Annotated in this window: 22 protein-coding genes; 17 read left to right on the top strand and 5 right to left on the bottom strand. The window is 59.1% G+C overall.

From position 1 onward, the window contains the following. The first annotated feature begins 71 nt into the window (after positions 1–71). The 5 genes from FHX05_RS21515 to FHX05_RS21535 all read left to right on the top strand — a co-directional run bounded on the left by FHX05_RS21515 (position 72) and on the right by FHX05_RS21535 (position 5,519). Positions 72–1,136, top strand: coding sequence for a ribose ABC transporter (locus FHX05_RS21515; protein ID WP_112339292.1), 1,065 nt, complete (start codon positions 72–74; stop codon positions 1,134–1,136). After that, the gene (locus FHX05_RS21520) at positions 1,129–1,875 is read left to right on the top strand and encodes an ATP-binding cassette domain-containing protein (RefSeq protein ID WP_015343065.1); all 747 of its coding nucleotides are present in this window, start codon (positions 1,129–1,131) and stop codon (positions 1,873–1,875) included. Before FHX05_RS21515 ends, FHX05_RS21520 begins: the two co-directional genes overlap by 8 nt. 294 nt (positions 1,876–2,169) lie before the next feature. Further along, positions 2,170–3,699 carry a histidine ammonia-lyase gene (hutH, locus tag FHX05_RS21525; protein ID WP_183874375.1) on the top strand — a complete coding sequence of 510 codons (1,530 nt, stop codon included), beginning with the start codon at positions 2,170–2,172 and terminating at the stop codon, positions 3,697–3,699. After that, a complete protein-coding gene (locus FHX05_RS21530; RefSeq protein ID WP_112603570.1) occupies positions 3,699–4,703 on the top strand; it encodes an ornithine cyclodeaminase family protein in 1,005 nt (334 codons plus the stop codon). Before hutH ends, FHX05_RS21530 begins: the two co-directional genes overlap by 1 nt. Before the next feature lie 39 nt (positions 4,704–4,742). Then, positions 4,743–5,519 (top strand): PhnD/SsuA/transferrin family substrate-binding protein, encoded by a 777-nt coding sequence (locus FHX05_RS21535; protein WP_183874498.1) that lies wholly within the window; start codon positions 4,743–4,745, stop codon positions 5,517–5,519. Positions 5,520–5,545: 26 nt separating this feature from the next. On the opposite strand, the gene FHX05_RS21540 is transcribed toward FHX05_RS21535, so the two are convergent. After that, positions 5,546–6,130 carry a nucleoside 2-deoxyribosyltransferase gene (locus FHX05_RS21540; RefSeq protein ID WP_183874377.1) on the bottom strand — a complete coding sequence of 195 codons (585 nt, stop codon included), beginning with the start codon at positions 6,128–6,130 and terminating at the stop codon, positions 5,546–5,548. Between the two features lie 222 nt (positions 6,131–6,352). Between FHX05_RS21540 and FHX05_RS21545 the strand changes: the two genes are divergently transcribed. The 4 genes from FHX05_RS21545 to FHX05_RS21560 all read left to right on the top strand — a co-directional run bounded on the left by FHX05_RS21545 (position 6,353) and on the right by FHX05_RS21560 (position 10,935). Next, the gene (locus FHX05_RS21545; protein WP_112339286.1) at positions 6,353–7,615 is read left to right on the top strand and encodes an adenylate/guanylate cyclase domain-containing protein; all 1,263 of its coding nucleotides are present in this window, start codon (positions 6,353–6,355) and stop codon (positions 7,613–7,615) included. A gap of 237 nt (positions 7,616–7,852) precedes the next feature. Then, positions 7,853–8,374: a DUF992 domain-containing protein gene (locus tag FHX05_RS21550; protein WP_015343059.1), complete on the top strand. Its 522-nt coding sequence runs from the start codon at positions 7,853–7,855 to the stop codon at positions 8,372–8,374. A gap of 185 nt (positions 8,375–8,559) precedes the next feature. After that, positions 8,560–9,792: a peptidase T gene (gene pepT / locus FHX05_RS21555; RefSeq protein ID WP_183874379.1), complete on the top strand. Its 1,233-nt coding sequence runs from the start codon at positions 8,560–8,562 to the stop codon at positions 9,790–9,792. A gap of 273 nt (positions 9,793–10,065) precedes the next feature. Next, the gene (locus FHX05_RS21560) at positions 10,066–10,935 is read left to right on the top strand and encodes a hypothetical protein (protein ID WP_183874381.1); all 870 of its coding nucleotides are present in this window, start codon (positions 10,066–10,068) and stop codon (positions 10,933–10,935) included. 100 nt (positions 10,936–11,035) lie between these two features. On the opposite strand, the gene FHX05_RS21565 is transcribed toward FHX05_RS21560, so the two are convergent. After that, positions 11,036–11,650 carry a hypothetical protein gene (locus FHX05_RS21565; RefSeq protein ID WP_183874383.1) on the bottom strand — a complete coding sequence of 205 codons (615 nt, stop codon included), beginning with the start codon at positions 11,648–11,650 and terminating at the stop codon, positions 11,036–11,038. 369 nt (positions 11,651–12,019) lie between these two features. Between FHX05_RS21565 and FHX05_RS21570 the strand changes: the two genes are divergently transcribed. Genes FHX05_RS21570 through FHX05_RS21585 form a run of 4 tightly spaced genes read left to right on the top strand, consistent with a single transcriptional unit; the run spans position 12,020 to position 16,619 of the window. Beyond that, positions 12,020–12,517 carry a spore coat U domain-containing protein gene (locus FHX05_RS21570; protein WP_112603580.1) on the top strand — a complete coding sequence of 166 codons (498 nt, stop codon included), beginning with the start codon at positions 12,020–12,022 and terminating at the stop codon, positions 12,515–12,517. Positions 12,518–12,542: 25 nt separating this feature from the next. Beyond that, positions 12,543–13,262 carry a molecular chaperone gene (locus FHX05_RS21575; RefSeq protein WP_183874385.1) on the top strand — a complete coding sequence of 240 codons (720 nt, stop codon included), beginning with the start codon at positions 12,543–12,545 and terminating at the stop codon, positions 13,260–13,262. A 22-nt stretch (positions 13,263–13,284) separates the two neighbouring features. Continuing rightward, a complete protein-coding gene (locus FHX05_RS21580) occupies positions 13,285–15,645 on the top strand; it encodes a fimbria/pilus outer membrane usher protein (RefSeq protein ID WP_246699030.1) in 2,361 nt (786 codons plus the stop codon). Positions 15,646–15,659: 14 nt separating this feature from the next. Beyond that, entirely contained in the window at positions 15,660–16,619 is a 960-nt protein-coding gene (locus FHX05_RS21585; RefSeq protein ID WP_183874386.1) for a spore coat U domain-containing protein, read from the top strand. Between the two features lie 94 nt (positions 16,620–16,713). On the opposite strand, the gene FHX05_RS21590 is transcribed toward FHX05_RS21585, so the two are convergent. Further along, the gene (locus FHX05_RS21590; RefSeq protein ID WP_183874388.1) at positions 16,714–17,016 is read right to left on the bottom strand and encodes a hypothetical protein; all 303 of its coding nucleotides are present in this window, start codon (positions 17,014–17,016) and stop codon (positions 16,714–16,716) included. Between the two features lie 488 nt (positions 17,017–17,504). Between FHX05_RS21590 and FHX05_RS21595 the strand changes: the two genes are divergently transcribed. From FHX05_RS21595 to FHX05_RS21605, 3 genes are all read left to right on the top strand, one after another. Continuing rightward, positions 17,505–18,104: a GNAT family N-acetyltransferase gene (locus FHX05_RS21595; RefSeq protein ID WP_246699031.1), complete on the top strand. Its 600-nt coding sequence runs from the start codon at positions 17,505–17,507 to the stop codon at positions 18,102–18,104. 84 nt (positions 18,105–18,188) lie between these two features. Beyond that, positions 18,189–19,148, top strand: coding sequence for an acetylxylan esterase (locus FHX05_RS21600; RefSeq protein WP_183874390.1), 960 nt, complete (start codon positions 18,189–18,191; stop codon positions 19,146–19,148). Continuing rightward, positions 19,145–19,873 carry an alpha/beta hydrolase-fold protein gene (locus FHX05_RS21605; protein WP_183874392.1) on the top strand — a complete coding sequence of 243 codons (729 nt, stop codon included), beginning with the start codon at positions 19,145–19,147 and terminating at the stop codon, positions 19,871–19,873. The genes FHX05_RS21600 and FHX05_RS21605 overlap by 4 nt, the downstream gene beginning before the upstream one ends. A gap of 24 nt (positions 19,874–19,897) precedes the next feature. On the opposite strand, the gene FHX05_RS21610 is transcribed toward FHX05_RS21605, so the two are convergent. Next, positions 19,898–20,086: a hypothetical protein gene (locus FHX05_RS21610; RefSeq protein WP_112603592.1), complete on the bottom strand. Its 189-nt coding sequence runs from the start codon at positions 20,084–20,086 to the stop codon at positions 19,898–19,900. A gap of 356 nt (positions 20,087–20,442) precedes the next feature. Here FHX05_RS21610 and FHX05_RS21615 point away from each other — a divergent pair, with 356 nt between their 5' ends. After that, on the top strand, positions 20,443–22,779 hold the full coding sequence (locus FHX05_RS21615) for a glucose/quinate/shikimate family membrane-bound PQQ-dependent dehydrogenase (RefSeq protein ID WP_183874394.1): 2,337 nt from the start codon (positions 20,443–20,445) through the stop codon (positions 22,777–22,779). A gap of 49 nt (positions 22,780–22,828) precedes the next feature. Here the strand turns inward: FHX05_RS21615 and FHX05_RS21620 are convergent, their stop codons facing one another. Continuing rightward, positions 22,829–24,115: a DUF763 domain-containing protein gene (locus FHX05_RS21620; RefSeq protein ID WP_183874396.1), complete on the bottom strand. Its 1,287-nt coding sequence runs from the start codon at positions 24,113–24,115 to the stop codon at positions 22,829–22,831. Positions 24,116–24,203: the final 88 nt, after the last annotated feature.

Here is a 24,203-nt window from a genome sequence, read left to right on the forward strand (position 1 = left end):
ATCATCCAACGACGATAGAGCGAACGGCGCCGTGATCTTCGCGCCTTCAACGCTTCAGTTTGGACCAGTCCATGACAATCGATAATGCAGAGGTCCGCAAGGCGGATCAGCACGTGGCGCCGCAGGCGGACCATGGCGACCAAGCAAAAACCATCCTAAACCGCATCGCGCAATTGCGTGCATGGCTCTTTCTTGCCGCACTTATCGTGAGTTTCGAGATCTGGGCGCGGATCGATTTCGGTGGCACGTTCGTCGGCTCAAGCTTCAACTGGCAGTCCGTCGCGATCTTCGCGGTGGCGCCGCTGCTGCTGGCGATCGGGCAGACCTTCGTGATCATTTCCGGCGGCATCGATCTGTCGACCGGCTTCATCATGGGCCTTGCGGCCGTCGTCGCCGCACATATTGCCAATATTGCCGGGCTCTACATGCCGCTGCCGGTCGCGATGGTATTCGGCATTCTCGTTGCCATGCTGGCTGCCGCGGTGCCTGGCTTCATCAACGGTCTCCTGATCTCCCGTCTCAAGGTTCCGCCATTCATCGGCACGCTTGGCATGTTCGGCGTCGCCCGCGGCACGGCCTTCCTGATTGCCGGCGGCACCACCGTGCCGGTCAAGAATTCCTATTTCGCCGAGCTCGGCAACGGCCGGTTCTACGGTATCCCCTATCTGGTCATCGTCACGCTCGTCTTCGTGATTATCATGCATTACCTCTTGAGCCAGACACGCTTCGGCCAACACAACTACGCCATAGGCGCCAATGCCCAGGCCGCCCGCCGCGCCGGCATCGACATCAAGTCCCATCTCTTGCGGCTCTATATTCTATCGGCCGTCTGCGCAGGCTTGGGCGGCGCGCTCTATGCAGCCCGTTTTACCGCAGGCGCGGCCCAAGCCGGCGAGCCGCTGTTGCTTGATAGCGTGGCTGCCGTCGTCATCGGCGGTGCGAGCCTGTTTGGCGGCTCCGGCACGATCATCGGCACCGTTGCCGGCGCTCTCGTTATCGCCGTCATCCAATACGGTCTCGTTTTCATGAACGTGGAACCGTTCTGGCAGTTCATCGCGGTCGGCATCGTCATCATCATTTCGGTGCTCATCGACCAGGCGCAGCGCCGGTTCAGCGGAGCAAAACAGGATGAATAGTGCAACTCCCCTCCTCGAGGTCCGCAATCTCTCGCGTTATTTCGGCGCGGTGCGTGCCCTCGACAATTGCTCCATGGTCGTCCGGCCCGGTGAAGTCGTAGCACTTGCGGGCGATAACGGTGCGGGCAAGACGACGATGATCAAGGCGATCTCCGGCGTCTATCCACCGACTGCGGGCGAAATCCTGATCGAAGGCAAGCCTGTCACCTTCTCCTCGCCGCAGGATGCGCGGGAGAAAGGCATCGAGACGATTTACCAGGATCTGGCGCTTGCCGACAATCTGACGATCGGCTCCAACATCTTCCTCGGGCGCGAACCGATGAAGAAGCTTTTCGGCTTCCTGCCGGTGCTCGACCGGAAGGCAATGGCCGAAGCAGCGCGCAAGACGATGGCGGAGCTGGATTTCCATGTGAAGCGGCTCGATGCGCCGGTCAGCAACTTCTCCGGCGGCCAGCGTCAGGCGGTCGCGATCGGGCGTGCGGTTTACTGGAATGCCCGCATTCTGGTCATGGACGAGCCGACCGCTGCGCTCGGCGTGCCCGAACAGCGCAAGGTCGTGGCCCTCATCAAATCGCTGAAGGCGCAGGGACGCGGTGTTATCTTCATTTCGCACAATCTGCAGGACATCTTCGCGGTCTCCGACCGCATCGTCGTCCTGCGGCGCGGGATTGTGGCAGGCGAGCGCAACATCGCCGACACCAATCACGAGGAAGTCGTCAGGCTCATGATCGGCGGCTGATCCCTCACCCCGCTACAACTTTTTAACAAGGGCTATCGCGATAGGTGTCATCGCGATCGCATTCTTTGTTTGCTTCAAGATCTCGGATGACCATCTGGTGCTGATTGAGCTTTCCTCAGCATCGCTTATTGCCGCACAATGGGATAGCGGTGTTCTTCAATCGATATGACCGTGGCTGGCCACGTGCCGTGCTATGGGTGACATCGATCTATTCCAGCGACTCCAGTGTCGCCTGGAAGAGCATTTATCCGGAGATCGCGGAAAGCCGAGCGCACGTCTTTGAGGCAAGCAGGAATGAGCAAGACGGACAATATTGTGTCCTTTACCGATGCGCCTCCGACAGTGAGCGATATCGCCGCAATCGCGCGGCGCAACGCCACAATAGTGATTTCGCCAGACGTCAAAGACAGAATCAACGCTGCGCGCGCCGTGGTTGAACGCTACCTGGCGGCCGACCAGCCAGTTTATGGTTTGACGACGGCGTTAGGCGCGGGCGTCGATACTCGCCTTGCCACGGACGACCTTATCGCCTTTCAGTTACGTGTACCACAAGCCCGCGCAGTCGGAGTTGGGCCTGCCCTTCCCCGCGAAGCCGTCAGGGCGATGATGGCGGCTCGCATCGCCGGCATGGCGGCCGGCGGCTCCGGCGTGTCGCTACCGGTTTTCGTCGGCCTCGTTGAGGCGCTTAATGCGGGCTTTCATCCGATCGTGCCATCGCTCGGTTCGATCGGCGCTGCCGATCTCGCGCCTTTGGCGCACATGGGACGGGCCTTGCTGGGAGACGGTGAGGCGGAACTCGATGGCAAGGTCATGCCGGCGCTTGATGCGCTCTCGAAAGCCGGTCTGAGAGCTTTACCGATTGCGCCGAAGGATGGGCATGTGCTCGTGGTCGCCAATAGCCTGTCGGTTGGCAAGGCCTGCCTCTGCATCGAGGATATCGAACGGCTGTTCGATTGGTCGCTTGCGGCCGTCGCGCTGAACTTCGAGGCATTCCGGGCCAACGTCTCGGCTTTCGATGACCGGGCACTAACGGCAAGACCGGCCTTCGGCCAGCGTGAAACGGCGGCAAGGCTTCGCGAGCTGCTTTCCGGAAGTTCTCTTTTTATTGATGGTGCCGCCCGGCGCTTGCAAGATCCTTTGAGCTATCGCTGTGCCCCGCAGGTCTGGGGTGCCCTGCTCCACGCGATCGGCGAAGTCCGCGCAGTAACCGAGATCGAACTTGCGAGTTCCGGCGACAATCCCGTCGTACTGGCCGACGAAGGGCTTATTTTGTCGCACGGCAATTTCGACATGACGGCCTTCGTTCTCGCATGGGAACGGCTCGGCCAGGCAATCGCCCATTGTGCGGCGGCGACCGCCTATAGAACGATGAAAATCATGTCTCCGGGCATGTCGGAGCTACCACGCTTCCTAACTCCGCTCGGGCAGAGCAGAACGGGTTTTGCCACCGTGCAGAAAACGGTTTCGGCGCTTGAAGCCGCGATACGCCATCTGGCCAATCCCGTGTCGCTCACGCCGATCCCGGTCGCGGATGGTGTCGAAGATCAGGCGTCGATGGCGCCGAGCGTCCTGAGCAAGATCGAAGCGATAATCGAGCGAATGCGTTATCTCGTGGCGATCGAGCTTGTCGCGTCCGCCCAAGCCGTTGAGCTGCGCGGTGTGGCGGGCGAGCTCGGCAGCGGGACGCTGGGCGCCTATCGACAGGTGCGCCAGCTGGTGGCACCGCTCGAGGAAGACCGTGCGCAAGGCCCTGATTTTCAAAGAGTGTCGGAATTTATCGCAGAGACCGCGGCGAAAGCCGGTGACATGCCTGGAGAACGGTAATGCAGGAAATCTGGATCGACTATCTCAATGCCATCGACGCCAAGGCGCTGGCGCTTTCCAACGACGAAATCCTCGACGCCGTCACCAAGGCGCTCGATGCACAGGGGCGCGGCGAAACCGTCATCGAGCCTCGCGTTCATCTCGTCCCCGAGAGTTCCGACAAGGGTCATTTCAACGTGCTGCGCGGTTATGTGAAGCCTCTCGACTATGCCGGCGTCAAGGTCGTCGGCGATTTCGTCGACAACTACAAGCAGGGCTTGCCCTCGGAACTGGCGGTTCTCAATCTCTTCGATCCGCGCACCGGTGTACCGAAGGCGATCATCGATGCGACTGCCATCACCGACATGCGCACCGGTGCCGTCACCGCTATCGGCGCGCGCCATCTCGCCCGCAAGGACAGCAAGATCCTCGGCCATATCGGCGCACGGGGCACTTCCTACTGGAACGTGCGATTGCTCGACCACATCTTCGATTTCGACGAAATCCGCGTGCATTCGCGCCGCCCCGAAAGCCGCGACGCCTTCGCCGCGCGGCTGGAAAGGGATTTGGGCAAGAAGATCATCGTAACGGACAATTGGGAGGATTGCCTGAAGGGCGCCGATATCATGATCGAGGCAAGCCGGCTGCCGGAGCCGACGCCACTCTTCAAGACCGCCTGGGTCAAGAAGGGCGCTTTTGTCGTGCCTTACGGCACCATGAGCGCGCTCGAATTCGACCTGACCGACATCATGGACAAGGTCGTCGTCGATGACTGGGGGCAATGCGGCCCCGGCCGCCCCTTCGGTGCCCTTCGCCGTCATGTCGATGAGGGCAAGGTGACGGCCGAGACGCTGCATGCCGAAATCGGCCAGATCGTCTGCGGCGCCAAGCCGGGCCGCGAAAGCGATGACGAGACCATCCTCTTCTGGCATCGCGGCTTGAGCACCACCGACGTCGCGCTCGGCGCAGCAATGGTCGAAAAGGCAAAGCGCATGAATATCGGCCAACGACTTCGGTTTGCGTGACGCGCCATGACGACTTCGAGTGCTATCGCCTGCTCGCGAATGTATAATCTCAGCCCCAGAATATCTGCTCTCTGGGATCGACTTTTTCATTGGCTTGCCGACCGATCGGGCGTCGAACTCGAAGGCATTGCCCATGCCGCTCCGGCACCTTTGTCCGAGCTTTGGGCACGTCCTGACATGGGCGCCGTTTTCATGTGCGGCTTTCCCTTCTCCCAGCTATCGCCGGCGGAGCGCCCGCAGCCGCTGGCAGCGCCTGTTTCGCTGGCCGACTGGGCAAACGGGCAGCCAGTCTATGCGAGCCACATCGTCGCCGCGCGCGATAAACAGCTTACGGAAGCTGATCTTGCAGGCGCGCGCTGGGGCTGGACAGTGCGGGACTCGCAGTCCGGCTATAATGCCCCGCGTGAATTCTTTGCCATGCTTGCGAATAGGCCTTCACCAGCTCAAACCGTCGGCTCGCTCCTCAATCCGCGTGGCGTAGTCGACGCCATTCGTTCAGACACCATAGATGTCGGCGCCATCGACGCCTACGCGTTTCAGCTGATGGCAATGCACGAGCCGGACATGATCGCGCCACTGCGCATCGTTGCTACGACAAAACCGGCCCCCTTCCCTTTGCTGGTGGCCGCGCGGCAGCAGTCGGCGGATATCGTCGATGCGTTACGCGCCGCTCTTCTCGGCGCGCACCGGGATCCGGAGGGGAGCGATATCCTCGCATCGCTTGGCCTTAGCGCCTTTGCCAAACCGGATGTTGCCGCCTATGACCAGCTTCCCATACGAGCGCGGGCAATCGATGCGGCTCTCGGAGCGTGGTGACGCTCGAACGCGCGCACTAGCCGAGCCTATTGTGCGCTGGCGGCCTGTTTCAACAACTGCTCCGCCGCGAAGCTCAGGCATTCTTCGAAGGCCGTCAGATCGAGAAAGAGCTGCTCCCGCGCGACCTGGCGCGTGACGATGACACCGCCGCGTGCCGCAATGCCGCCGTGGAGCATCAGGTTGTCGGCCATGTCGAAGTTTTCCAGCGCCATTCCGTCGGGACCACGGTGGCGTCCGTCTTCACCGAGATGCACCTCGCCGCCATAGAGCCTGCTCACACGCTCGAAGTGATTATCGAGGCAGTTGGAAAAAGCGAATGCCGGGCAGCCGCGGGCGCACATGAAGCCTAGTTCGAAGGCTGTGCCGATATCGGCCGCTATGCCACGAAACGGCGTGAGATTGGCGATGATGAGGTCGGCGCTCGTCATCAGCTTTTCATTGATGGCGCTGATGGCAAGGCCACGCTGGCGACGTGTCTCGGTTTCCGGTACCACCAAATCACCCGGTGAAACGGGCGTGAAGCCGTAGCTGCGTGCCATTGCGATCTTGCGATCGAGGATTTCCCTTGCGTTCGGAAGGAAAACTTCCGGCCCTGCCAGATATGCTCTCAATGCTTTGCCTCTTTGACCGAATATTGCAACGCGGGAGTCGCGGAACCATATGAAGCCTATGGCCGATTCAGGGCTCCTCTGCCATACCCGGCACATAATTTACGAAGTCGCGAATTAAAAGTGATTGCCGTTCCAGGTCACTGGCGAGACGCGTATAGTTCTATTCGGATCGAATAGCGCTCACGATCCAGGACGGATGACGGAACCTGTGGGGTATAGAAAATGCAATCTTCCATTGAGGCCGTTGCCGCCTCGACCCAGGACGACCAGGGCAACTGGCCGACAAAACAAAGCAAGATCCTCGATTGGCTTATGAATGATGTCCGCGACCAGCGGTTCATCGACAATATCCTCGTGGAACTTTGTGAGAAAATGCAGGCAATCGGAGTTCCGGTCGCAAGAGCGACGATGCACTTCCGAACGCTGCATCCGCAATGGCTAGGGGCGAGAATTCTTTGGCGCACCGGCATGAAGGAGGCCGATATTGCGACCTTCAGCTATGGGGTCGAGAATACGCCTCAATTTCTGGCAAGCCCCATCAATGAGATATTCAACGGCGCGACCGAAGTCCGGAAAAATCTTGAGGTCTGCGAGAAGGCGGAACTGAACTATCCGCTTTATAAGGAAATGTATGCGGAAGGACTGACCGACTATATCGCCTGGCCAATTTATCACACGCTCGGCAAGCGCCACATCGTGACCTTTGCCTCGGACGCGCCTGGCGGCTTCACCGATGAGCATATCACCTTCCTGAAAGACCTGCTGCCCGCGTTGACGATGGTGACCGAAATCCGTTTGAAGAACATCATGGCCCGCACGCTGCTGCGGACCTATGTCGGGCCGCATGCCAGCGAGAAGATCCTGGCCGGCGCCACGACGCGCGGCAGCGGCACCACCGTCGGGGCCGCAATCCTCATCTGCGACCTGCGTGATTTCACCACCATCTCGGACATGTGGCCGCGCGACGATGTCATCGAATTGCTGAACAGTTATTTCGACGCGATGGTCGAACCCATCGAAAAACACGGCGGTGAGATCCTCAAATTCATGGGCGACGGACTGTTGGCCATTTTCCCGTTGAGTGATCCGAATGCCTGCCACAATCTTCTCGTTGCCATCACCGAGGCGCAGGCGGCCGTTGCAACGCTCAATGAGGAAAACCGCGCGCAGGGACGCGAAGTGCTGCGCTATGGCGTCGGGGTGCATGTCGGCGACGTGATGTATGGTAACATTGGCTCGCGGACGCGCCTTGACTTCACGGTCATCGGCCCGGCTGTCAATATCGCCTCACGGCTTGAATCGCTAACAAAAGAGGTAAAGCGGCCTGTGCTTCTTTCCAAGGCTTTTGTCGACATGGCTGGTTGCCGACGCGATATGGAAAGCCTTGGCTCCTTTCCTCTAAAAGGTCTCGGCGAACCCGTCGACGTCTTTGCTTTCGCCGCAAAAGACAAACTGCCGCAGAAAGCGGAGCCAACCGCCGGGTGAAGATTGGGTCCGACGGGGCGTAAATTCGGTACGGCGCGATTCAGTCGGTAGTAAAACGTGAAATGGCAAAGGGGTGTCCCGGTATATAGATCTTCCTATATTGTGAGGTGGATCATGACGGTAGCTGCCTTAATTTTGGGATCGTTCTGCGCGTACGAACATTAACTAAGGGTTGATTCTATCGGCTCGACCACGAGGGTGCCAGTCACCCATAATACTCTGACAAGGAGAAAACAGATGAGAAAAATCCTGACCCTGGCGTTTTCAGCGGCATCGTTGATCGTTGCGGGCACCGCTGCGGCACGTGCAGCCGACATGCCGGCGACCTATAGCGAGGAGCCCGATGAGCGCAATGGCGTAAAGATCGGCTATCTCGAGTGCGATATCGGCGGCGGCGTTGGTTATGTGCTCGGTTCGGCCAAGGAAATGGATTGCACTTTCCATTCGACGGTCGGGCGCGCTCGCGTTGATCACTATACCGGCGCGATCAGAAAGATGGGTGTCGACCTCGGGTTTACGACCCGCAGCCGGCTTGTCTGGCTAGTTTTCGCGCCGACAGCCGGCTATCATCGTGGTTCTCTGGGCGGCCTTTACCAGGGCGCTACCGTTGAAGCCACTGTCGGTGCCGGCGTCGGCACGAATATTCTCGTTGGCGGCACCTCCGGCTCCATCCAGCTGCAGACCGTGAGCGTTACGGGTCAGCTCGGCTTGAACGTTGCGGCTACCGGTACATCGGTGACGCTGACGTCGGCCGATTGAGTATTCGGTTAAAGGCCTGACCAATATGATATGGCCGCTCCTGCCTGGCGCTGGAGCGGCCTTTTCCGTCGTGGCGGCGACAGCCAGCTTTGCACACCAGCGTCTTCAGCGCGAAATCGGTTTATCCATGCACCCTCGCAGCGCTATAGCTATGTAAACCCTAGCGATTCTTCGGAGCCAGAATCATGACCGATACCGTCACCGATCGTTTTCTTCGTTATGTTGTCGTCGATACGCAATCGGACCCGTCTTCGGTTACGCAGCCTTCCACTGCGAAGCAGAAGAATCTCGGGCGCATGCTGGTTGAGGAATTGCTGGCGATCGGGCTTGCCGATGCCCATCTGGACGAACACGGCTATGTCTATGCCACCATTCCATCGAATGTCGACAAGCCGGTCCCCGCCATCTGCTTCTGCTCGCATATGGACACAGCGCCCGATTTCACCGGAACGAACGTCAAGCCGCAAATCCTGCGGAACTACGCCGGCGGCGATATTCGCCTTAGCGCCGATCCGCAGCAGGTCATTCGGGTTGACGAACACCCTGCCCTGCAAGATCAGATCGGCAACGACATCATCACGTCGGATGGCACGACGCTCCTTGGCGCCGACGACAAGGCCGGTCTCGCCGAAATTGTCGCGGCCGCCCAATATCTCGTCGACAATCCCGATATCCGCCACGGCACCATCAAGCTGCTGTTCACGACGGACGAAGAGATCGGGCGTGGGGTCGACAAGGTCGATCTGAAGAAGTTGGGAGCACAATTCGCCTATACGGTCGATGGCGAAACGGCGGGTCATATAGAAGACGAGACTTTCTCTGCCGATAGCGTCGAGATCGCCATCCAGGGCGTCGCCATTCATCCGGGCTTCGCCAAAGGCAAAATGGAAAACGCCATCAAGATAGCCGGCGCGATCATCGACAGGCTGCCGAAGGACATGGCGCCGGAAACGACGGAGGGACGCGACGGCTTTATCCATCCCACCGGGATCAGCGGCTTGATGGAAAAGGCTTCGCTCGGCTTCATCATCCGCGATTTCGAGGAAGCCGGCCTTGCTGACAAGGAGGCTATGCTGGAAGCGATCGTCAAGGACGTCATGGCCGCCTATCCCGGCTCCTCGCATAAGTTTACCGTCAGACATCAGTACCGCAACATGAAGGTGATCCTCGATCGTCATCCGGAAATCGTTGAAAACGCAGTCGAGGCTATCCGTCGTGCCGGCATGGCGCCGGTTCGAGGCAGTATTCGCGGCGGGACGGATGGTTCCAGGCTCTCTTTCATGGGCCTGCCTTGCGCCAATATCTTCGCCGGCGGTCATGCCTTTCATTCACCACTGGAATGGGTGAGCCGACAGGACATGGAAAAGGCCGTCAAGACGCTCGTGGAGTTGGCGAAGGTCTGGGAAGAACGTTCCTGAATCCTTGCCAGAATAGGCCTCGCTTCCTCCATGGAAATCAGCAACTCCGTCGTGAAATAGCGCATTTTCTCCCGCACGAAATTAATCTCGTTGTCATTATGCAAGTCATCCGTGAATTTTTATATTGAAGCATTACTAAATTAGATTATTCTGTAATGTAGTCTTGGGAGGAAAGGAGAATAGGTAAGCCCCTTCATTCCAACTCTACGGTGCGCGCGCTCCGGCAATCAGAAACAGACTGTCACAAAGTCTAAGCTGAAACGGAGTTTAGTCATGAGAATACAATCTTCACGGATGGCAATTGCTGCGTCCGCACTTCTTTTATTGGCCTCGACGAGCTATGCGGAACCCGGTGGCGGGACGGATCACGGCGGCAGCCAGTCCGGAAGCGGCGGACTGGGCGCTGGCGTCGGCGTATCGGTCGGAGGCATCAATGCCGGCTTGGGTGCCGGGCTGGGTTCGAATGGGCTTGGTGCCGGCCTCGGCGCTTCCATAGGCGGAAAGAACGGCGTCAACGCCGGCGCGGGTACTTCGGTATCCGGAACAAGTGGCGTTAACGCAGGTGTCGGGGCTTCCGTTGGTGGCTCCAATGGCATCAATGCCGGAGCGGGTGCTTCCGTATCCGGAACGAGCGGCATTAATGCCGGTGCTGGCGCCTCTGTTGGCGGCTCAAATGGCGTCAATGCCGGCTTGGGAGCGTCGGTTAACGGTTCCGGGGTCAATGCTGGCCTTGGCGCTTCGGTTGGCGGCTCGGGCGGCATTAATGCCGGTGGGGGCGTTTCCCTCGGAGGATCCGGAGCGGGTGTCGGCGTTGGTGTCGGCATTGGCGGCTCTGGCGGAAGCAGTGGCGGCGGATCTGGAGGCACAGGTTCCGGCGGCAGCGGGTCCGGAGGCAAGGGCTCGGGCGGCATTAGCACGACAATCGGCGGCCTGGGCGGTACGGGCGGTACAGGACTTGGGTCGGGACGTTCCGGTACAGGATCGAGCACCCGCACACTCGCCGCCTTCCGTACCATGTCGAGTGCCGAGCAGAAACGTATGCTGATTGCCTGTCGTCAGGTGACGGCATCCGGCAATTTCGATGCAGGCCTTGTCAGCCTTTGCCGGCTGCTGCGCAGCACAGCCAGCGCCGGTGGCCTGTAGGTAGCCGGCGTCAAGGGGGCTTGATGTCCCTCTTTCGCTTCGGTTCTAAGGTCCGCGCCCTGGCTGCTATATCGCCAATGGGCGCGGACGCCTGTCCAGCCTACCAATCCGCGCGGGCCACATTGTCGATCACCTGCCGGCTGCGGCGCAGCATCATGCCTGGCGCATCCACCGCTTTGCTCAAAAGGTTTCGTGCGTCTGCAAGGGGATGAAATCCGGCTCTTTCTTCCATCACGGGAGACGGAGCATCGTCTGCAACAGGCAGAGCAGCCTCTGCATAGTCCGGATTGCTTGTTATCAGCGGATCCCGCGTTTCACATTGCGGCAGGCAGCGGCCAAAATGCTCTACATCCGCGGATGACGCGACCTTCGTATTCCTCGCATCGGTGCGAACAACACGCTTTGCAGGCGCGCTGCTCTTGATCATGGCTGCAAGTGGCGAAGGCTGCGGAACTGGCGCCGACATCAGTGATCTTGTAGGGCTTGCGTCGACTGCCAACTGTAATCTGTTCATCGCGAATTGGTGTGCGGATGCCATGCCATTGATCGCGATGCGGCCGCCCTCGTCGATGAGCCGGATCGAGCGGTCGGCAGGGCCGGTTTGGACGATCAGATAGAGGGCGCCGACAACAGTGCCGCAAACCGCGAGCCCGCAACCCAGCCTGCGAGTCGTTTCGCTTTGACCATTCCACCATTTCACGGGCTGCATATCCATCGACCGCTCCTTTGGGAAAATCTCGAATAGCCATTCTCATGAAAACTGTGGCGCGGCTTTTACCGAAACGTGGCCAATTGCAGGCTTTTCGTAAAGAAATGTTGATGAATGCGTTCGCACATCGGGTCGTGGCTAACACGGTCGATCAGATCGGAGCGTTGCCACTGAAAGACAATATTAACCATGTTTCTCAAAAGCCCCACTCATCCATAAGTATTCACTAAATAAATTGAAATTCTACTTTGGAGGTATTCTGTCGAGACTATCGCCGCCGCCGCCGCGGTTCCGACCTGCATTGCCAGCGAATCATATATGTGCTTATTTTATTATATTCTGATATTTTTGGGGCTTATGCGAAGGGGAATGTGAATGCTGAGAATGCTCCGCGGCGCCAGTCTTATCGGTATCGCAATGACCGTAGCAGCGCCATCCGCAATGGCCGCCACCACAAGCGCCAACATGACGGTTACCATTACTATCCAGGCGCAATGCACGATCCAGAGTGCCAATAATCTCAACTTCGGCACCAACGGCGTCATCACCAGCAATATCGATCAAGCAACCACCATCGGTGTGCAATGCACATCCGGGCAGACCTATAATGTCGGCCTGAGCGCCGGCGCTGGAGCTGGCGCGACAACGGCCGTCCGGGTCATGACAGGACCAGCAAGTGCGACGATCAATTATGCGATCTATACCGACTCCAATCGAACGCAGACCTGGGGCACGACCATAGGGACTGACACCGTCTCGGGGACAGGAAACGGCGCGGTCCAGAACATAAATGTCTATGGCCGAGTACCTCCGCAAACCACACCGGCTGCGGGCGTCTACACAGATACCGTAGCGGTTACCGTCACCTACTGAAAAATCACAAATCCGGGAGGCCGTCATGCAACGTATGTTGCCATGCATTGCCGCGACTATGCTTTTGCTGTTCAGTGCTTACGAAATAAACGCAGCCTCGCTGCGGGTAGCGCCCACAAGTCTGGAGCTTGTAGCGCCGGCTGCTGCCACCGTCTTGAATCTGGCTAATGACGGAGACCATCCAATCAACGTCCAGATACGTGTCTTCAAGTGGAGCCAGGCGGGCGGGATAGAGACCTTGGAGCCGACCAGGGATGTCGTTGCCAGTCCTCCCGCGACGCGGATGAATCCGAACGCACAGTATGTGGTCAGAGTGGTTCGTACGAGCAAGGCGCCCGTCAAGGCGGAGGAGACCTATCGTGTCATCGTTGATGAACTCCCCGACCCTGCCCGTGCGCGCGCCGGCACGGTCACGCTCATCATGCGCCAGTCCATTCCAGTCTTCTTCAAGCGGCCGGACGTAAAGCCCGCGGATATCGTCTGGAGCCTCAAACGACAGGGCAACAGCCTCTCTCTGACCGGCAAGAACAATGGCGGCAGCCGCTTCCGTCTGTCGAACGTGACCCTCGCGCAGGGTGCAGCGAAGGTCGGCAGCCGCAACGGCCTGGTCGGATACGTACTTGCCGGCGCGACGATGCAGTGGCCTGTCGGAACCGCAAAACCCCTCTCGGGTGGCGTCGTGACACTCCATGGCCAGAGTGATCTTGGGCCGTTCGATGCCACAGTCGCCGTCAATCAACGGTAGTGCCGGCGCCGTTTTAATATGCATGCTTTTCTCAGTGCCGGTACTGCGTGCTCAGGAAGTGCCCGATCTGCCGGGGAATGCGACCACGGCAGAGCAACCGGCCGCCGCGATGGACGTCTACCTCGAAGTATTCATCAACAACGCGTCGATGAAGATGATCGGCAATTTCAAACAGCGTCCGAATGGCTCGCTCGCTGCAACCGCGCAAGAGTTGCGCGAGGTGGGCATCAAGCCACCAGCCGGCGCTGACGATAAGCTGATCGAACTCAGCACCTTGCCCGGCCTGTCATATCAGGTCGACATAGAGACGCAGCGTCTTTACGTACAGACGACCGACGAAGGGCGCGCAGCTCGCGTCATCAATGTCAGGCAGCAGCAGGACAATGCAGTCCCTGCACCCCAGTCCGGCTACGGCGCCGTCCTCAACTATTCCCTCTACGCAAGTTCCAACGGTCTCTTTCAAGGCAATTCGAACATGTTCCAGGGAATATCCGGATCTTTCGATGCACGTATCTTCAGCCCCTACGGCACGCTCAGCCAGTCCTTCCTCGCCGGATATTCCGAAGGCAGTCTTGACGGCATAACCCGCCTCAACACGACCTGGAGCTACTCCGATCCGAAGAACCTTGTTACCTATCGCGCCGGCGACCTGACCACCGGCGGCCTGTCATGGACTCGGCCAGTCTATTTCGGCGGTATTCAGTTTCAGCGCAATTTTGCGCTGCGCTCGGACCTGGTGACTGAACCGCTGCCCTCATTTGCCAGCACGGCCGCCGTTCCTTCGACGCTCGATATCTATACACAGAACGTGCGCACCTATTCCAGCGACGTGCCCGCCGGGCCTTTCCAGGTGACCAACCTTCCTGTCTTTTCCGGAAGTGGGCAAGCGACCGTCGTGCTGCGCGACAGCCTCGGGCGCGAAACCACGCAGACCTTGCCGTTCTATTCCTCCAATTGGCTTCTGCGTCAGGGCCTTTTGGACTTTTCCGCCGAACTCGGCACTCCGCGTCTGAATTTCGGAACCGATTCCAGTGACTATGACGGTCGTATCATGGGCGCCGCCACCGCTAGGTACGGCCTGACCGATTGGCTGACACTGGAAGGCCACTTCGAGGGCGGCGCCGATCTTTTGAATGGCGGCGCTGGGACCGCTTTTCCGGTCGGCTCATTCGGCGTCGCTTCCATAGCGGGCGCAGCAAGCAAAAGCGGGTCGCGTTCCGGCGCGCTGATGAACGCCGCATTCGAGCTCAGCTATGACAGATGGGCCCTCTATGCCCGGGTGCAACGGACCTTTGGCGATTATGACGACATAGCCTCGGTTTCCGCGCGGCCCACAACCAGCATTGCCGGAGATGTAAGCATTCTCAGCGCCGGTGTGCCGCGCGCCATCGATCAGGTTACGCTCAGCGTACCAACGCCGCTCGATCTTTCCAGTCTCAACCTGTCTTACACGAACCTCGAAAGCGCGGACGGCACCAGGAGCAAGATCGCGGGTCTTTCCTACAGTCAGACGTTCAAGCATGCGACAGTCTATGCGAGCGCCTTCACCGACCTCGACAACCGAAGCAATTTCGGGTTCTTTGCCGGCCTTTCCATTCCCTTCGGTGGCAATATCACGGCCAATACCGGCGTACAGGGCGGGCCTAACGGCGTCGGCGTCGTCGCCGACGTTTCCAAGTCGATGCAGCAGGAGGATGGCAGTTTCGGCTGGCGGCTGCGCACCTCCGAAGGCGAAGACACCAATCGCGAGGCGGCAGTCAGCTATCGGGCGCCCTTTGCCCAGGTCGAAGCTGGCCTCCGGCAGCAGGATCATCAGACCAGCGCCACCGCTCGGCTCGATGGTGCCATTGCCGTCGCAGGCGGCGGCGTCTTTGCCACCAATCGCATCGACGATGCATTTGCCGTCGTCGATGTCGGCGCTCCCGATGTCGAGGTTCAGCAGCAGAACCGGCCGGCCGGCAAGACCAATTCGAGAGGCCGCATTCTGGTGCCCAATCTCAACTCCTATGAACCGAACACCGTCTCCATCGATCCCAAGAACCTGCCCGTCGATGCCGACGTGCCCGCGACGAAGGAAATCGTCGTGCCGGCAGACCGCAGCGGCGTGGTCGTCAAGTTCGGCGTGTCCGAAGCACCGCAAGCAGCCCTGGTTACGATCAAGGACAAGAACGGGATGCCATTGCGTGCTGGGCTCGGCGGCACCTTACAAGGATCGAGCGAGGATTTCGTCATCGGCTATGACGGTCAGACTTATATTCGCGGGTTGCATGCGAGGAATGCGATCGATGTCTCGCTGGAGGATGGAACGAAATGCCATGCCGAATTCGCCTACAGGCCGCAGCGGGGTGAGCAGGTTGTCATCGACGACGTCAGATGCTTCTGAAGAGAGGTGAAAGGATGCTGCGTTCGATCATTGCCTTGCTTGTATTGCTGCTGCCTTCGCTATGCCTGGCGCAAAGCTGCAGCTTCAGTGCCACCAATATGAACTTCGGCGCGGTCGATATCTTGTCCGCTACTCCCGTCAGTTCGACATCGACTATAAGTGTAAGTTGTTCCGGAGGACTCCTGGACCTGGGCAAGCGGCTTCTCATTTGCCCGGATATCGGCGCCGGCAGCGGTGGCGCATCTTCGGCTGCGGCACGTCAGATGCTGAACGGTGCCAGTTCTTTGAACTATCAGCTTTATTCCGATAATGGCCGGAGTGTGGTGTGGGGATCGAGCAGCTGGCCCTATCCATCGCGGGCACCGGTCTATGCGCTGACAATGTCCCTATTGAATGGTTCGCTGGTGGGCGCAACCGGTAGCCTGACGGTCTATGGCACGGCGCTTGGAACGCCGTCGACGGCGCTGCCGGGGTCGTACACGTCCAGCTTCGCATCCGGCACCTCATTCTATTACAGCTACAGCAGCGCAACGAACTGCAATGCACCCACCGGAACGACAGGAACCGCGCCGTTTACCGTCAACGCGAGCGTTGCGGCCAATTGCCTGGTGAGCGTCCAAAACATCAATTTCGGAACGCAGGGTGTTCTGAGTGCGAATACCGATGCCGCCGGATCGGTGACGGCAACCTGTACGCCGGGTACGACCTACACGATCTCGTTGAATGGCGGCACAACGAACGCAGCACCGACTGCGCGAAAGATGACGAAGGGGTCGGAGACGGTGACCTACGGTCTCTACAAGGATATCAACCGGTCGCAGCCCTGGGGCGATGTCAACACACCGGGCAGCACGGTTGCTGGAACGGGAACGGGCACGGCGCAGCTTTTGACGGTCTATGGCCGCGTCCCGCCACAGACGACGCCCTCTCCAGGCACTTACGTGGATACGGTCGTTGTGACGCTCACCTACTGACTTCGAATTTCATGCTGCCGCGTAATGCTCTGGCTGACTGGACGGCGCGTCTGACCGCTGCCTGTTTCGACGCGCGGGTCTCGCCGGGGCAAATCTAATTTTGAAGGAAAAACGACGGCACCAAGTTGGCGCGAGCAGAATAATGCGGCCGGCCGACGACATGGAATATAACAAGCGCATAGACAAGAATGGCGCCGACTGCGATGACGATACCGTTGATTGGAAGCCCTATTTTTGGCTTGGCGTCGTTCGATGTATCCGACGGACTTGCATGAATGACTTTGGGGGCGGATTGATCCGTCGTTAAGGGAAGCTGCAACTCCCTTTCCATGCGCGCCTGAGCGTTAAAGCGCTTGCCGTATTTCGTTGCGGGTCGAAACTGGATGACGTTGCCCATTTTACGCGGTCCCTTTCAACGCCTGCAGTTATTGGCCATTTCCTGGCTGTTGTCGGCATTGGTATAGTCAACGCGAACGGCGACCTTTTCCGGCCGTTGTTCGCCATGTGGAACGATCACGGTCACGATACAGCGATTCTCGCGTGGCCTGACGGATAGGAATGCCCTTCGTCGCGGATAGAAAACCTGATCCACCGCGGTCCCACAATCCTGAACGTTGTAGGCACCTTGTGCGATTTAACTTTGCCCTGCAATTGCGGAGCCTGCAATCGAAATTCCCGCAGGGTATCGTTAGGATCTGATCATGCCTTTATCATACCTCAATGAAGGCAAAGAGGCGACGGCGGTTCGCAACAAACCAAGTCTATGCGCCTCATCTTTTCTGCTGTGCGGCAGAAATCACAGAGGCTAATATCGGCCGGTAACCGTGGACTTTCTTGGCGAATTCATGGAGGGAGATCCGGCATGGCCTGCCGCCCCGCCAGAGATTGCGTGCCATCGAGATCAACCCGTTTGCCCCAAGGAGTAGGATGCCTATTCTCGAAACCTCCCGGCTCGTTCTCAGGCCTTGGCAGGATAGCGACCGTGTTCCGTTTGCCGCCGTAAATGCAGATGCGCAGGTTCGCAAATATTACTATCCGAGGCTGCTCACGGCGGGCGAGACGAACGAACTGATCGATGAAGCCAACGAGCAGTTCGCCAAGGAAGGCTTCGGCTTCCTGGCCGTGGAGCGGAAAGCTGATGGCGCGCTGATTGGCGGCGCGGGCCTTTCACGACCAGGGCCGGAAGTTCCGGGTGATTTTCCATTGGAAATCGGTTGGATTCTGGGGCGTGCCTATTGGCAGCAGGGCTATGCGACGGAAATCAGCCGACGTTGCCTGTATTTCGCGTGGCAGGAGCTGCGGGTTGATTGCGTGATCGGTTATACCTCAGCGATCAACACTCCTTCCCGCCGGGCGATGGAGAAGATCGGCATGATCCACGTCGACGGTGGCGATTTCGATGATATCACCGTGCCGCCAGGCAATATTCTGCGGCCGCACGTACTCTATCGCATCGATCGCCCCAAACAAGAAATTCATGAATGAACAGGCAGTAAGCCGCGACAAGAGCCCCGCGGATCGGTAATCTTGCTTCTTGCCTTAGGCGTGCTTTCACGCGAAAAACTTGCCATGAGCATACCGACATCCCACCCCTTCGATTTCGATCCGACCTATGGCATGCAGCTTGGGCAGTTGCAGGCGATAGAGACACCGGAAGCTCCGGCGGGCTTCGACGACTTCTGGCAGCAGCGCTACAAAACAGCCCTGGCCATCGATCCGCAACCCAAGCTTCGCCACAGCAAGCAGCCTCACGACAACTGGCACGTCTTCGATATCAGCTACATGTCGACAGGGTCGTTTCAGATCAATGGCTGGCTGCTTATCCCCCGCAGCGGACAGGTGCGGCGCGGCCTCGTTGTCGGACACGGATATGGCGGAAGAGACCAACCGGAATTCGATTGGCCGGTAGAAGAGACGGCTATCCTTTTTCCCTGTTGCCGCGGGCTTTCCCTCAGCGCCAGCCCCAAAATCCCTTCGGACGCATCGGGCCATGTCCTTTGCGGTATCGAAAGCCGCGATACCTATGTCATCGGCGGCTGTGTGGAAGACATCTGGCTTGCCGTCTCGACATTGGAGACCCTCTATCCGTGGCTTGCTGGCCATATCGGCTATAGCGGCATCAGTTTCGGCGGCGGCATCGGCGCCTTGGCAATTCCTTTCGATGCGCGGATCAGGCGCGGTCATCTCATCGTCCCGACTTTTGGCCACCGGCAGCTTTGGCTGACACTGCCAACCGTCGGCAGCGCCCAATCGGTGCAGGCTTATCAGGAAAAGCGCGGCAGCGTTCTCGAAACACTGCGGTTCTTTGATGCTGCGATCGCCGCGCAGCGCATTACTGTGCCGATGCTCGTCGCACCCGCGCTTTTTGATCCCGCCGTCGCACCACCCTGCCAGTTCGCTGTCGCAAATGCGCTGCAGAAATTTAACGAAATCTTCATTCTGGATGCCGGTCACTTCGATTATGCTGGCAGCGAGCAGCAGAACGCGATTCTGCGAGACAAGGTCGGGCAATTCTTCAAGGTGCTATGAACCGCGAATATCTATGCTGGTACAGTCCTCGGCTGCATCGAGACATGGAATTGCTGGTGTTCGGCTATGCCGGCGCCAAGGTACTGGTATTTCCCACCCGCGACGGTCGCTTCTGGGAATATGAGCAGATTGGCATCGTGTCGTCTCTCGCAGATAAGCTGGATGCCGGGCAGCTTCAGCTCTATTGTATCGAAGGTCTGGCGGCAGAAACCTTTTACGCCTTTCATTGCCACCCATCCGAGCGCATTCGCAGACACAACGCTTTCGAGGAATATATCCTCAACGAAGTCCTGCCTCTGATGGCGCAAAAGAACGGGCATGAATGCACAATCGTCCACGGCTGCAGCCTCGGCGCCTTCCAGGCGGCGAGCCTGGTTTTCCGCCACCCTCACCTCTTCCGCAAGCTGGTCGTCTTTTCCGGCCGCTACGACCTGACGACGAAGGTCGAATCCTTCACGGATCTGTTCGACGGCTATTACGACGACGAGGTCTATTTTCACACCCCGACGCATTTTCTGCCGGGACTTGTCTGCGAGTGGCATTTGGAGAGGCTGCGTCAGATCGATATCGTCATGACGATCGGAGACGCCGATCCCTTCTTCGACAATAATCGCCATCTGAGCCGACTGCTCGCCGACAAGCGGATCGATCATCGGCTGCATGTGTGGGATGGGCGCGCCCATCAGGCAGGTGCATGGCGGCGAATGGCGCCGCTGTACATCTGACGAAGGCAGTAAGTTTCGGGCCGTTCAGGCAAGTCCGGCTGGTATGGGTCGGAGCACCTTGTGCGTGCCGTAGTCACGCTCGTGGGATTTGCGATGCTGCCGCTCGGAGCTTGCCGAAAACTCGACCAGAATACGCTCCATCATGCCATCCGGATAGGTTCCGGTGTCGTTCGTTTCGACTTCCGACTGGGCGGTAACGATCTTCATATTCATCTCTAGTCCTCCGGCTCTGCACGGAAACCCTTGATTCCAATATCTGTTCCATTAGTATTCCGGAAATTGTTAAAAAATTAACTACGTCCGTTAATCAAATCGGGCGCCACGGCATCGAACTTGAAGGGCTGGCCGGATTGGAACATTCTTGCAATCATGACGTTCAGTCTCTGATTTGATTGGGGGGCTTGATGTATCGATCCAAATCGCCCAGGGCGCGGTTCTTCTCGTTGCCGGCGAAGCAACTGATATCGGTCTAGACTTTAACTTCGACGTTGAGGTCCGAAGGGATCTTGGCCGGGTTCGCATGCCTTCGATCAATCACTGTCCAATCAGCGGATAGACTGGAGCAGATCATGGCCGTCATCATCACATCGATCATCCTTGCACTCATCGGTCTGGCGCTTGGCGGCGGTGGCCTTTGGCTTGTGCTACTTGCCGGAAGCCCTTTCTATCTTTTGGCCGGCATCGCCTTCCTCCTAACGGCGATCCTGCTTTATATGCGCAAAGAGGCCGCGCTCTGGCTCTACGCGATCTTCGTGCTGGCAGCGCTTGGATGGGCGATATGGGAGGTCGGTTTCGACTGGTGGCAGCTCGGTCCGCGCGGCGGGTTGATCATTCTGATCGGCCTCTGGCTATTGACGCCGTGGGTCCGGCGGCCGCTGGGCTTTCGAAGCCTCGACGGTGTTCACTATGGAGCCAATCCATGGCCGCTCGCGATCCCATTGATCATCGCCATTCTCGTTGCCGTCTATTCGATGACGACCGATCCGCACGATCTCTCCGGCGACTTGCCGACGACAATGGCTGCGAATGCCCCGATGGGCGGCGATGTGCCCGATGGTGAGTGGCATCAATATGGTCGAACCTCGTTTGGTCAGCGTTACTCGCCTCTCGACCAGATCAATGCGCAGAACGTCGCGAACCTGAAGGAGGTCTGGCGGTATCAGACCGGCGATGTGAAGCGCCCCGATGACATCGGCGAGACGACTTATCAGGTTACGCCGCTCAAGATCGGCGACACGCTTTATATCTGCACGCCCCATAGCTTGGCGATCGCCATCGGTGCGACGGACGGCAAGGAAAAATGGCGTTACGATGCCAATGCCGGCATGAACCCCAATCGACAGCATCAGACCTGCCGCGGCGTCTCCTATTATCACGACACAACCGCTGCTCCCGGGGCACCGTGCGCCGATCGCGTCTATCTGCCGACCTCGGATGCCCGGCTGATCGCGCTCGATGCTGCCAACGGCAAGGTTTGTCCGAGCTTTGCCGACCAGGGCATCCTGCATCTTGAAACCGGGATGAAATACAATCCGGCTGGCTATTATTATTCGACCTCGCCGCCCGTCATCGTCGCCGACAAGATCATCATCGGCGGCGCGGTGAACGACAATTATTCCACCCAGGAGCAATCCGGCGTCATCCGCGCGTTCGACGCCCGGACCGGCGCGCTGCTCTGGAACTGGGATTCGGGCAATCCGGATCAGACAGCGCCGCTGCCCGCCGGCCAGACCTATACAACCAATTCGCCGAACAGCTGGTCGGTTTCCAGCGCCGACGAAAAGCTCGGCATGGTTTACGTTCCGCTTGGCAACCAGACGCCAGACCAGCTTGGCATGGGCCGCAGCGCCAATGTCGAACGCTTCTCCTCCTCTGTGGTCGCGCTCGACATCAATACCGGCCAGCTCAAATGGGTGCAGCAGTTCGTCCATCACGATCTCTGGGATATGGATGTGCCGGCCCAACCCGTGCTGGTCGATCTGACAAAGGCCGACGGCAGCACGGTTCCCGCATTGGTCGCTTCCACCAAGCAGGGCGACATATACGTGCTCGATCGCCGCACCGGCGCGCCGATCATTCCCTTCAAGGAAATACCGGCACCGGGCGGCACCATTCCGGAGGATCATGCCTCGCCGACCCAGCCGATCTCCGATCTAACCTTCTCGCCACCGCCCTTGCAGGAAAAGGACATGTGGGGCGTCTCGCTGTTCGATCAGCTCGCCTGCCGTATCTCTTTCCACCAGCATCAATATGAAGGCCGCTACACGCCACCATCGCTGCGCGGCTCCATCATCTTTCCAGGCAATTTCGGCACTTTCAACTGGGGCAGCGTCGCCGTCGACCCTGAGCGGCAGATCATGTTCGGCATGCCGACCTATCTCGCCTTTACCTCCCGACTGGTGCCGCGCGCCGAGATTCCTCCAAAGGGAGCCGGCGACAAGGGCAGCGAACAGGGGCTCAACCGAAATGAAGGCTCGCCCTATGGCGTCTACATGGGTCCGTTCGTCAGCCCGCTCGGCATTCCCTGCCAGGCACCGCCTTGGGGATATGTCGCCGGTGTCGATCTGAAGACCGGCAAGATCGCCTACAAGCACAAGAACGGTACCGTCCACGATATGACGCCCCTGCCCCTTCCCTTCAAGGTCGGCGTTCCCGGCATTGGCGGCCCGATCGTGACCAAGGGCGGAGTGGCGTTCCTGGGGGCAGCCGTGGACGATTATCTCAGGGCCTATGATGTCACCACAGGCAGGCAGCTTTGGCAGACACGCCTGCCGGCGGGCGGTCAGGCAACGCCGATGACTTATACCGCCAGCGACAACAAGCAATATGTCGTCATGGTGGCTGGAGGGCACGGCTCGGTCGGAACGAAACCGGGCGACTATGTGATCGGTTATACGCTGCCCTGAATTAGTGACGAAGCGGCCAGACAAGCCGCTCCCTTCTGCCGTACGCAGTCTAGCTCTTTGAAGAGCGGCGGTTACCCTTGGCGACGTTGCTTTCGGCATCCGTTGCAGGTTCCCAACCAAACACGCTGCGGCCGCCATAGGAGAAGGAGCGGTCGAACTCGCCGGCAACGATTTCCTTGAGATCGGGGCCGGTGACGTAGCGCTCCAGCATCCGCGATTGATCATCCAGCCGCTTCAGCGCCGACAATTCTTCGTCACGACCGAGGCGGCCCTTTCTGACGGCGGATTTCATCACGTTGATCGTCTCGTCATAGACTTTCAGAGGTACTGGAAAGGGATGCCGGTCCTTGCCGCCATGCGCGAGGGAAAAGCGCGCTGGATCGGAAAACCGGCAGGGTGCGCCATGCACGACTTCGGCGACCATCGCCAAGGCCTTGACCGTTCTGGCGCCGACGCCGGGCGTCAGCAGCAATTCCTGGAAATCGACTGGGCCACGCTCGGCCGCGGCGGCAAGATTTCCATGCAGGCGCCGCATGTTCACGTCTTCCTGGCGCACATCATGATGTGCCGGCATGACGAGGTATGGCAGCATCGGTTGTGCTTCTTGTTTGTCAATTACAGGAGATTTCCCTTCTAGTGCATTGAATTCACGAATGATTTTATCTGGTCCTAATGAGGCAAGCAGATCCAGCTGACCCTCGCGGGAATGCTCGGCGCGCCGATCGGCAAGATTGACAATCTCGCCCTGCTCGCGCCCTTCGATAGCCGCGTGCGGCGAATCCAGGAAGCTCGTCAACCCCTCCGATAGCCAGTGATATCGGCGTGCTTGCCGGCGTTCGTCGTTCATGCCCTGCTGGATGACGACCCACTTGCCGTCGTCGGCGACGATGAAGCCATGCAGGTAGAGGTCGAAGCCATCCTGCACGGCTGCGCTGTCCACCTTCGCGATCAGCCGGCTCTTCATGGCGAGGGACGCGCCGTCGATACCGACGCGATCGCCGATATCAAGCAGTTCGCCCGGCGTCTTGCGCGATTGCGCGCCGCGGCCGCCGCAGACATGGATGCCAAGTTCGCCGGATAGCGGCGTCAGGCCGCGCTTAAGGGCGCCAAGGACACTCGTCGTGATCCCCGAGGAATGCCAATCCATGCCCATGACGGCGCCGAAAGACTGGAACCAGAAGGGATTGGCGAGGCGGCGAAAGAGCTCGTCGCGACCATAATGCTGCACGATCGCCTCGGTGATGACGGCGCCCAGGCGCGTCATGCGGTCCCCAAGCCAGCGCGGCACGCGACCGCCATGCAGGGGGAGATCAGCTTTGCCGGCTCTCTGTGCCAAATCCACGACTCTCGTTCTTTACCGCGGCATTATAGTCCCGGTAGCCGAGATATGCCATTCGCAAGGTGCAGCGATCAGCAGAGGCACG

The sequence above is a fragment of the Rhizobium sp. BK491 genome, assembly GCF_014194925.1.
GTDB lineage: Bacteria > Pseudomonadota > Alphaproteobacteria > Rhizobiales > Rhizobiaceae > Rhizobium.